This is a genomic window from Azonexus sp. (assembly GCF_036170495.1).
Lineage (GTDB): Bacteria > Pseudomonadota > Gammaproteobacteria > Burkholderiales > Rhodocyclaceae > Azonexus.
Genome location: NZ_JAVHPH010000469.1, coordinates 1 through 8,204, shown reverse-complemented (window position 1 = coordinate 8,204; position 8,204 = coordinate 1). Strand labels below are relative to the sequence as shown.

Here is an 8,204-nt window from a genome sequence, read left to right as displayed (position 1 = left end):
CGTAGTCGTGGCCGAAAGCGTATTCGTTGCGGACGATCAGGCCCTGTTTGGCGGCGGCGGCGCGGAAGGCGGCGCGCGAGGGGAGCATGCCGCCGGGGAAGATGTATTGCTGGATGAAATCGGTGCTGCGCCGGTATTCCGGGAAGATGTCGTCGCCGATGGTGATGCTCTGGACAACCGCCCTGCCCTCGCTCTTGAGCGCCTTGGCAACGGTCTTGAAGTAGGTCGGCCACCAGCGTTCGCCGACGGCTTCGAACATTTCGATGGACACGACGTGATCGAACTGCTCGTCGAGATCGCGGTAGTCCTGCAGACGCAGGTCGGCGCCCGGCACGCGTTTCTGCGCCCACTCAAGCTGGGCTGGCGACAGGGTCAGGCCGGTGGTGCGCAAGCCTTCCTGCACGGCCAGTTCGGCAAAGCCGCCCCAGCCACAGCCGATTTCGAGCACATTCTGGCCGGGCTGGGCTTTCAGGCAGTTGAGGATGCGGCGGTATTTGGCGTGCTGCGCCGTTTCGAGCGAACCATCGTCGGCTTCGCGATAGATCGCCGACGAATAGCTCATGCTGGGGTCGAGCCACAGCTTGTAGAAATCGTTGCCGAGGTCGTAGTGCGCCATGATGTTGCGCTTGCTGCCGCTGCGGCTGTTGCTGTTGAGCCAGTGGCGGACGCGGGCGGCAAGCAGGCTGGCCGGCGAGCCATAGACGGCCTTTTTGAGCTGTTGGCGATTGGCCGCCAGCAGTTTCAATAGCCCGGTGACGTCAGGCGAATCCCACTGACCGTCGAGGTAGGCTTCGGCCAGGCCGATGTCGCCGCGCGCCAGCACCTGGCTGAACATCGCTTCGTCATGGACCTGCATGGCGACGCCATGTTCGCCATCGCCAAACAGCGCACGGTCGCCACCCGGCAAACGGATTTCGAGCATTCCGCCCTGCACCTTTTCGAGCAGCTCAAAAACCAGGCGGGTGTCGCGGGCCAGCCGCTCGCTGCCGCGCAAAATCATCGTCGTCATTTCGGTAATTCCCGTAGAGGTTGAGGAACGTGGGCGCCGCGGAAGGGCACCCCTTTCAGCCACAGCTTCAAGGCTTGCCAGTGGATGCGGAAGATCACGCCGGCGGTGAGCAAGGGCATTTTCAGGAAGGCACCGAGCAGGGCCGAGACGGACCAGGCGCGCGGCTTGCCGGAGATGGAAGTGAGCAGCAATTCGCCGTCGGCGTCGTCGTAATCGATGCGGGCCAGCGGCACCGGGCGGTCGAGGTGGAAACGGAAGCGGTAGCCGCCGGCGATCTCGTTGAAGGGCGAGACGTGGAATGCCTTGGTCGCACGCAGTTCCTGACCATCGCGCAGGGGCGCGCCGTCAGGGTTGTGCAGCAGGTAGCGGTGATGGCCGCCGAAGGTGTTGTTGACCTCGGCGAGCACGGCAATCAGTGCGCCTTCGATGTTGCGACAGAACCAGAAGCTGACCGGATTGAAGACAAAGCCGAAGACGCGCGGGAAGCATTGCAGGGTGATCTCGCCGTCGTCGGGCAGGCCGTGTTGGCGCAGTTGGGCCTGTATCCACGGCAACAACGGGCTGCCATCGCGCGGCCCGTGGTCTTTCTGGCGAAAACTCAGCAGATTGCTACGGTCGACCGAAAAAATCGGGCAATTTGCCAATGTCAGGTCGCGCACCGGCAACTGGACATAGAAGACCGGATAGACGAAGGCATTGACCGCCGGCCGCAGGCGCCGGTGCATGACATGGCCGAGGAAGAGGCGTGGACGGTTCATGGCCGGCTCAGGCCGTTTCCAGTTCGGGCTTGATACAGGTCGGCGCGACCTGCCACGGCGCCACGACACCGAGACCATTGACGACGCGCAAGGCCGATTTCAGGCCATCTTCGTGGAAACCGTAGCTGCCCCAGGCGCCGGCCAGCCAGATGCCGTTTTCCCCCTGGACCTCGGCCAGGCGCTGCTGGGCGGCGATGGCCGGTGCGTCGAAAATCGGGTGGGCGTAGTTGAACTCGGCGAGCACCATGGCCGGGTCCGGCTCGCGAGGCGGGTTCAGCGTCACGATGACCGGCGTCTCGAAGGGCAGCGGTTGCAACTTGTTGATCAGGTAGGAGACGCCGACCGGCTGCTCATTTGCATTCACGCCGGGCTCACCGCTGCCGGCAAAATAATTCCATGCCGACCACAGCTTTTCGTCACGCGGCAGCAGGGCGCGGTCGGTGTGCAAGATCGCCCGGTTGGGCTGGTAACGGATGGCCGACAGCACGTCGCGCTGGCCGTCGGTCGCCGTAAAGCCGAGGATGGCCTGGGCCTGGTCGCTATGGCAGGCCATGACGACCTGATCGAAATGCTCGCTGCCGGCCGCATGCGTCACCTTGAGCGAGTCACCTTCGCGCGTCACCGCGCTGACCGGGCAGGCCAGGCGGATTTGGGCCGCGTTGGCGATCAGCCGATTGGCGATTTTGCGCACATAGGCGCGCCCGCCCCCAACCACCGTCCGCCACAGCGGCCGGTCGAAAACCTGCAGCAGACCATGGTTCTGGCAGAAGCGAATGAAGGTGGCCAGCGGCATGGCGCGCATCTGCCCGGTCGGGCAGGACCAGATGGCCGCCGCCATCGGCAGCAGATACCAGTCAGCAAAAGCGGGCGAGTAACCGCCATCCTCCAGGAATTCCTGGAGGCTGAGTTCGCTCTCCGGATACGCCGCCAACCACGCCGTGCTTTCCCGGTTGAAGCGCAGGATGTCGCTCAACATCGACCAGAACTGCGGGCGGAAGAAATTGCGCTTTTGCCCGAAAACCGTCGCCAGATTGCTCCCGGCCCATTCGAGATCAGGGTTTTCCAGGCTGACAGCGAAGGACATCTCGGTTTCGACGCTCTCGATACCGAGCAACGCGAACATCGCGATCAGGTTGGGATAAGTCTTGTCATTGAAAACAAGGAATCCCGTATCAACCGGATGCGTCTTGCCTTCCAGTGTCACGTCGACCGTATTGGTATGACCGCCCAGATAGTGCCCGGCCTCAAATAGGGTCACCGCGAAGTCATGGCTCAACAGCCAGGCGCTGGCCAGCCCCGAAATGCCGGCGCCAACAACCGCAATGCGTTTTTTGGATGTCATGCTCGGCCCCCTACTTGCCCAGGAATTCGTCGATCTGGTCGACCAGGTCGCGGTCATCCGGCCGGGTAAAGCTCGAATAGGCCACGACCTGCGTTGCATCGCGGTTGATCAGATACTTGTGAAAATTCCATTTCGGCCGGCTGCCTGTCACCTCGGCCAGCTTCAGATAAAAGGGATTGGCACCCTTGCCCTTGACCACGGTCTTGCCAACCATGGGAAACTCGACGCCGTAGGTCAGGCGGCAGAAGTCGGCAATTTCCTTCTCGCTGCCCGGCTCCTGCTCGCCGAAATCGTTGGACGGAAAGCCGAGAACGACCAACCCCTTGTCCTTCAAGCGCGCATAGAGTTTTTCCAGCCCTTCGTATTGCGAAGTGAAGCCGCAGTAACTGGCCGTATTGACGACAAGAATGACCTTGCCGGCGTACTGGCAAAGCGGCAGAGCCTGGCCATCCTGCAGGCGGGTAAAGTCGTGGCGGAGCAGTTGCGGACAGTCACCAGCGGCGATTGCCGGCATAACACTGAACGACAACAGACCGGCCATCACAACCCAACGTTTCACATTTAAGATCATGCCCCACTCCTTGCTTTTTTGTCCTAGACAAACACGATGTTTGTTCGTAAGATAACGACCAAATAATCGCTTGTCAACGGTTTGTCTAATATTTGTTCAGGACAAAATGAATACCGCCACTTTTAATATTGCCGCCGTCGAGCGCGATACCGGGCTCTCCAAGGACGTCCTGCGCATGTGGGAACGCCGCTACGGTTTCCCCGTGCCCAGCCGCGACAGCAATGGGGAGCGCTGCTATCCGGCCGAGCAGGTGGACCGCCTGCGCCAGATAAAACGCCTAATGGATCTCGGCCACCGGCCCGGCAAGCTGATCGCCACGCCGCCGGAGGAGCTGGGCGGGCTGGCCTCGCGCCGGTCAACATCGGCGACGGTCGATATGGCGGCCGACGATGGCGAGTTGAGCGAACTGCTCGCCCTGATCAAACAACACGATGCCGCCGCCTATCAGCAGGCCATGCAGCAGCGTTTGGCCCGGCAAGGTTTGCAGCGTTTTGTCCAGGACACAGTGGCGCCACTGACGCGGCAGGTCGGCGAAAAATGGGAAGACGGCAGCTTTGAGGTCTTTGAGGAGCATCTTTATACCGAGCTGACCAAGCGCCTCCTGCGCCAGGCCATTGCCACCCTGCCCGGCGGCCCGCGCGGCCCGCGCGTTTTATTCACCAGTGTCCCGGAGGAAGCGCACGTCCTCGGCCTGCTCATGGTCGAAGCCCTCTTCGCGCTGGAGGGCGCCGAGTGCATTCCGCTCGGGACGCAAATGCCGCTGCTCGAAATCGGCCGCGCCGCCGCAGCGCATCAGGCCGAGATCGTCGCCCTCTCCTTTTCCGGCGCCTTTCCGCAACGCCAGATTCCCGGTCTACTCCACCAGTTGCGGCTGATCCTGCCGGAGAAGACCGCGCTGTGGGTGGGTGGCAGCGGCGTCGCCCGCGTCCCCCGGAGCAGCGACGCAGAACTGATCACGACACTCGACGATGCGCTTGCGGCGCTGACTACCTGGCGACTGCAACACGCCTGAACGCAGCCCCGCAAAGCACTTCGGCGCCAGCGACTAGGCCGCTTCTTCCATCGGCACCAGGAAATCCTTGCTGATGCCGTTGCCAAGCAGATAAATGCGATCCATGAAATCGCTGAGCCATTCGTGCAGGCCGTGTTCGAGGATGTCCTCGATGCGGCCGTAACGCAGATGGGCGTGCAGCATCCCGGCCTGGCGCTGGGTTTCGCCGGAATGGCTGTTGGCGACCAGATCGATATTCTTGACGACACTGTTTAGACAGAACTGCAGCGAACGCGGCATGTCGTGGTTGAAGATGAGCAACTCGGCAACCCGCTCCGGCGTAATGACATCACGGTAAACCTTGCGATAGACCTCGAAGGCCGAGACGGAACGAAGCAGCGCGCCCCACTCGTAGAAATCGGTCGCCCCCTCGTCGCCCTGCGGACGCAACACGTGATATTTGACGTCGAGGATACGCGCCGTGTTGTCGGCCCGTTCGAGCAAGGTGCCGAGGCGAATGAAGTGGTAGGCCTCGTCCTGCAGCAGGGTGCCCAGCGTCGTGCCACGGGACAGCGAGGAACGCATCTTGACCCACTCGAAATAATCGCCGATACCGGCATTGAAGAGCTGGTCGAAGGTCTTTTCGCGCGCTTCCAGCCAGGTCGCGTTGAGCGTTTCCCACATTTCCGTGGTCAGCGTGCCGCGCACGGCATGGGCGTTTTCACGCGCCAGTCGCAGGCAGCTGTGGATCGACGCAAAGTTGTCCGGATCGCTGACCATGAATTTCAGGACATTTTCCCCGTTGACCGTGGAATACTTCTTGGCATAGGCCTCTTCGAGGCTATTCAGCGCAATGATGGCGGCCCAGCTCTGATTCACCGCATCAAGGGATTGCGGCACCAGCGACATTTGCCAGGTGACATCGAGCAGGCGGGCGAGGTTCTCGGCGCGCTCGATGTAGCGCGACATCCAGAACAGGTGATCGGCAGTTCGACTCAGCATGAATTAATCCTCCAGAACCCAGGTATCTTTGGTACCGCCGCCCTGCGACGAATTGACGACGAGCGACCCCTTGGTCAGCGCAACGCGGGTCAGGCCACCCGGCACCATGTCCACGCAGTCACCCGAGGACAGCACGAAGGGGCGCAGGTCGAGGTGGCGTGGCGCAATGCCCTCTTCGACAAAGGTCGGGCAGTTGGACAGGGCCAGCGTCGGCTGGGCGATGTAACCGTCCGGCTTGGCGATCAGCAACTGGCGGAAGTGCTCGATCTGCTCCGTGGTCGAGGCCGGGCCAACCAGCATGCCGTAACCGCCGGCGCCGTGAACTTCCTTGACGACCAGTTCGCCCAGATGATCGAGCACATACTTGAGCTCGTCCGGCTTGCGGCACAGGTAGGTCGGCACGTTATTCAGCGTCGGCTCCTCGCCGAGGTAAAAACGGATCATGTCCGGCACATACGGGTAGATCGACTTGTCATCGGCAACGCCGGTGCCGATCGCATTGGACAGCGTGACGTTGCCGGCCTGGATGGCCTTCAAGATGCCCGGCACGCCAAGCGACGAATCGGCGCGGAAAGCGAGCGGGTCCATGTAATCGTCGTCAAGGCGGCGGTAGATGACATCGACGCGCTGTGGCCCCTGCGTCGTGCGCATGTAGACCACCTCGTCCTTGACGAAGAGATCACGACCTTCAACCAGTTCCACACCCATCTGCTGAGCCAGGAAAGTGTGTTCGAAATAGGCGCTGTTGTAGGCCCCCGGGGTGAGCACGACGACGGTCGGGTTCGACACCCCTTTCGGTGCCACGGCGCGCAGCTTTTCGAGCAGCATGTCCGGGTAGTGCTGGACCGGCGCCACCTTGTGTTTGGCAAACAGCTCGGGGAACAGGCGCATCATCATCTTGCGGTCTTCGAGCATGTAAGAGACGCCGGACGGCACGCGCAGGTTGTCTTCGAGTACGTAGAACTCGCCCTCACCGGCGCGGACGATATCGACGCCAGCGATGTGCGCGTAGATATTGCCCGGCAAATCGACGCCCATCATTTCCGGGCGGAACTGTGCATTGTTGAGCACCTGCTCGGCCGGAATCTTGCCGGCCTTGAGAATTTCCTGATCGTGATAAACATCATGCAGGAACATGTTGAGCGCCTTGACGCGCTGGCGCAGCCCGGAGCGCAGGGATTTCCATTCGGCTGATGGGATGACGCGGGGAATGATGTCGAAGGGAATCAGGCGTTCCTTGCCGGCTTCCTCGCCATAGACGGCGAAGGTAATGCCGACCCGGTGAAAGGCCAGATCGGCCTCGGCCCGCTTGCGGGCGATACGCTCAGGCGGGGTTGCCTTGAGCCATGAATCGTAACCCTGGTAGTGAGCTCGGACGCCACCGTTGGCGTCCATCATTTCGTTGTAGAAATTCATATTGGACTCGTCGCTGAGGATGCTCTCAAGGCTGATTCAGCAGGTTCCATGCCACGGAACAAAATTGCACAAAATCAGTAGATTACAATTTCATGATACAAGGTCGCGCCCCAATTCAGTGCGGAGCAATTTCAATCTGGTGCAATCGGCATAGGGGGCAGCCGTTATTGACTGCGCCCCTGCCACACCCCCCGGCATGCGGGTCCGCGCCGGGCGGTTCGAGAAGTTGAGGTCATCAGAGTCGGGCCACGTTTCCAGTATTTGAGCTGAATCGCCCGCAACCGGTGTCGCATCCACTCATCCAGCGTTCGCCAGACTCTCGGCGTTTGCGACAATCGGAAGTAGGCTTTCCAGCCCAGCACACAGGGCCGCAGCTTTTCGACGACTTCCACCCCCGCCCGAGCGTCGGGTCAGTTGCCTGATCCGACGCTTGCAGCTCGCCAGCAGCTTGACCACTCGCTTCCGGCACCCACCCCGCTGGCGCGGGCATCTGACGCAAAGCTTCACGCATCGACATGGCGGAAGGCACTCCTTCTCGTTTGGCCCTTCGCCCCAAACTGGCAGCTACTATGGCCGTTGCTGACTCCTCGCTCCGGTTTCATCCGTCGCCCATTCAGGCATGAGGCGAGGTCTCCCCAAGTAAGAACCCACTCCACCTGTGCCGCCTCGCTGCGCTCGTGACGGCATCCGCTTCGCGGACCGCCCTACGGGCGTCCTTCGCCTTCGGCTTGTCACCGCACAACCGCCGAATCTACGCCACTTCGCCTTGATCACGAGAGCTTCGTGGTCCATTGCCCACTCGCCCTGCTCGGCAGCGCCTTCTATCCAGTTCTTCCCCCTCAAGGGGGGACCGAGGTGTCCATCCCCCGAGGGGACTTCCTGCGGGGCGTCGGTTCGCCGTTTATGCTCCACGCTTCCTCCCCACGTTCGGTCGCCCTCGCGCAGTTGCGCTTCACTTCGTTCGCGGTGATCAACTTACGGCAGGACTTCCACCTGCAGGAGTGCGCCCATGCTGGGCGGGGGCACAAGAAAAAAACCCACCGGATCGCTCCGGTGGGTTTCTGTACAACTGAAACGCCGCAGCGATCAGGCGCGTTCGAAGATCACCGCAATAC

Annotated in this window: 9 protein-coding genes; 2 read left to right on the top strand and 7 right to left on the bottom strand. The window is 61.7% G+C overall.

Annotated elements, in window-relative coordinates; genetic code table 11:
* The 4 genes from ADADOO_RS16840 to ADADOO_RS16825 form a co-directional block, all read right to left on the bottom strand.
* On the bottom strand, positions 1-1,009 hold a 1,009-nt coding region (locus ADADOO_RS16840), incomplete at its 3' end, for a class I SAM-dependent methyltransferase (protein WP_511278666.1).
* Positions 1,006-1,767, bottom strand: coding sequence for a DUF1365 domain-containing protein (locus tag ADADOO_RS16835; protein ID WP_511278665.1), 762 nt, complete (start codon positions 1,765-1,767; stop codon positions 1,006-1,008). The genes ADADOO_RS16835 and ADADOO_RS16840, both read right to left, overlap by 4 nt.
* A gap of 7 nt (positions 1,768-1,774) precedes the next feature.
* Positions 1,775-3,109 (bottom strand): NAD(P)/FAD-dependent oxidoreductase, encoded by a 1,335-nt coding sequence (locus ADADOO_RS16830; protein ID WP_511278664.1) that lies wholly within the window; start codon positions 3,107-3,109, stop codon positions 1,775-1,777.
* 10 nt (positions 3,110-3,119) lie between these two features.
* Complete coding sequence (locus ADADOO_RS16825) at positions 3,120-3,680, bottom strand: glutathione peroxidase (protein WP_511278663.1); 561 nt, start codon at positions 3,678-3,680, stop codon at positions 3,120-3,122.
* Between the two features lie 106 nt (positions 3,681-3,786).
* Here ADADOO_RS16825 and ADADOO_RS16820 point away from each other — a divergent pair, with 106 nt between their 5' ends.
* Positions 3,787-4,692 (top strand): MerR family transcriptional regulator, encoded by a 906-nt coding sequence (locus ADADOO_RS16820; RefSeq protein WP_511278662.1) that lies wholly within the window; start codon positions 3,787-3,789, stop codon positions 4,690-4,692.
* 33 nt (positions 4,693-4,725) lie between these two features.
* Here ADADOO_RS16820 and ADADOO_RS16815 read toward each other — a convergent pair whose 3' ends face one another.
* The 3 genes from ADADOO_RS16815 to ADADOO_RS16805 form a co-directional block, all read right to left on the bottom strand.
* Complete coding sequence (locus ADADOO_RS16815) at positions 4,726-5,673, bottom strand: alpha-E domain-containing protein (RefSeq protein WP_511278661.1); 948 nt, start codon at positions 5,671-5,673, stop codon at positions 4,726-4,728.
* A 3-nt stretch (positions 5,674-5,676) separates the two neighbouring features.
* On the bottom strand, positions 5,677-7,089 hold the full coding sequence (locus ADADOO_RS16810) for a circularly permuted type 2 ATP-grasp protein (RefSeq protein ID WP_511278660.1): 1,413 nt from the start codon (positions 7,087-7,089) through the stop codon (positions 5,677-5,679).
* Positions 7,090-7,253: 164 nt separating this feature from the next.
* Positions 7,254-7,451, bottom strand: coding sequence for a group II intron maturase-specific domain-containing protein (locus ADADOO_RS16805; protein WP_511278667.1), 198 nt, complete (start codon positions 7,449-7,451; stop codon positions 7,254-7,256).
* A 493-nt stretch (positions 7,452-7,944) separates the two neighbouring features.
* On the opposite strand from ADADOO_RS16805, the gene ADADOO_RS16800 reads away from it, so the two are divergent.
* Positions 7,945-8,204, top strand: a 260-nt coding sequence (locus tag ADADOO_RS16800) for a hypothetical protein (RefSeq protein ID WP_511278659.1), incomplete at its 3' end; no start/stop codon positions are given.

Coding starts and splice junctions, on each gene's coding strand:
- ADADOO_RS16835 (WP_511278665.1), bottom strand. CDS start 1,767: ATGAACCGTCCACGCCTCTTCCTCGGCCATGTCATGCACCGGCGCCTG.
- ADADOO_RS16830 (WP_511278664.1), bottom strand. CDS start 3,109: ATGACATCCAAAAAACGCATTGCGGTTGTTGGCGCCGGCATTTCGGGG.
- ADADOO_RS16825 (WP_511278663.1), bottom strand. CDS start 3,680: ATGATCTTAAATGTGAAACGTTGGGTTGTGATGGCCGGTCTGTTGTCG.
- ADADOO_RS16820 (WP_511278662.1), top strand. CDS start 3,787: ATGAATACCGCCACTTTTAATATTGCCGCCGTCGAGCGCGATACCGGG.
- ADADOO_RS16815 (WP_511278661.1), bottom strand. CDS start 5,673: ATGCTGAGTCGAACTGCCGATCACCTGTTCTGGATGTCGCGCTACATC.
- ADADOO_RS16810 (WP_511278660.1), bottom strand. CDS start 7,089: ATGAATTTCTACAACGAAATGATGGACGCCAACGGTGGCGTCCGAGCT.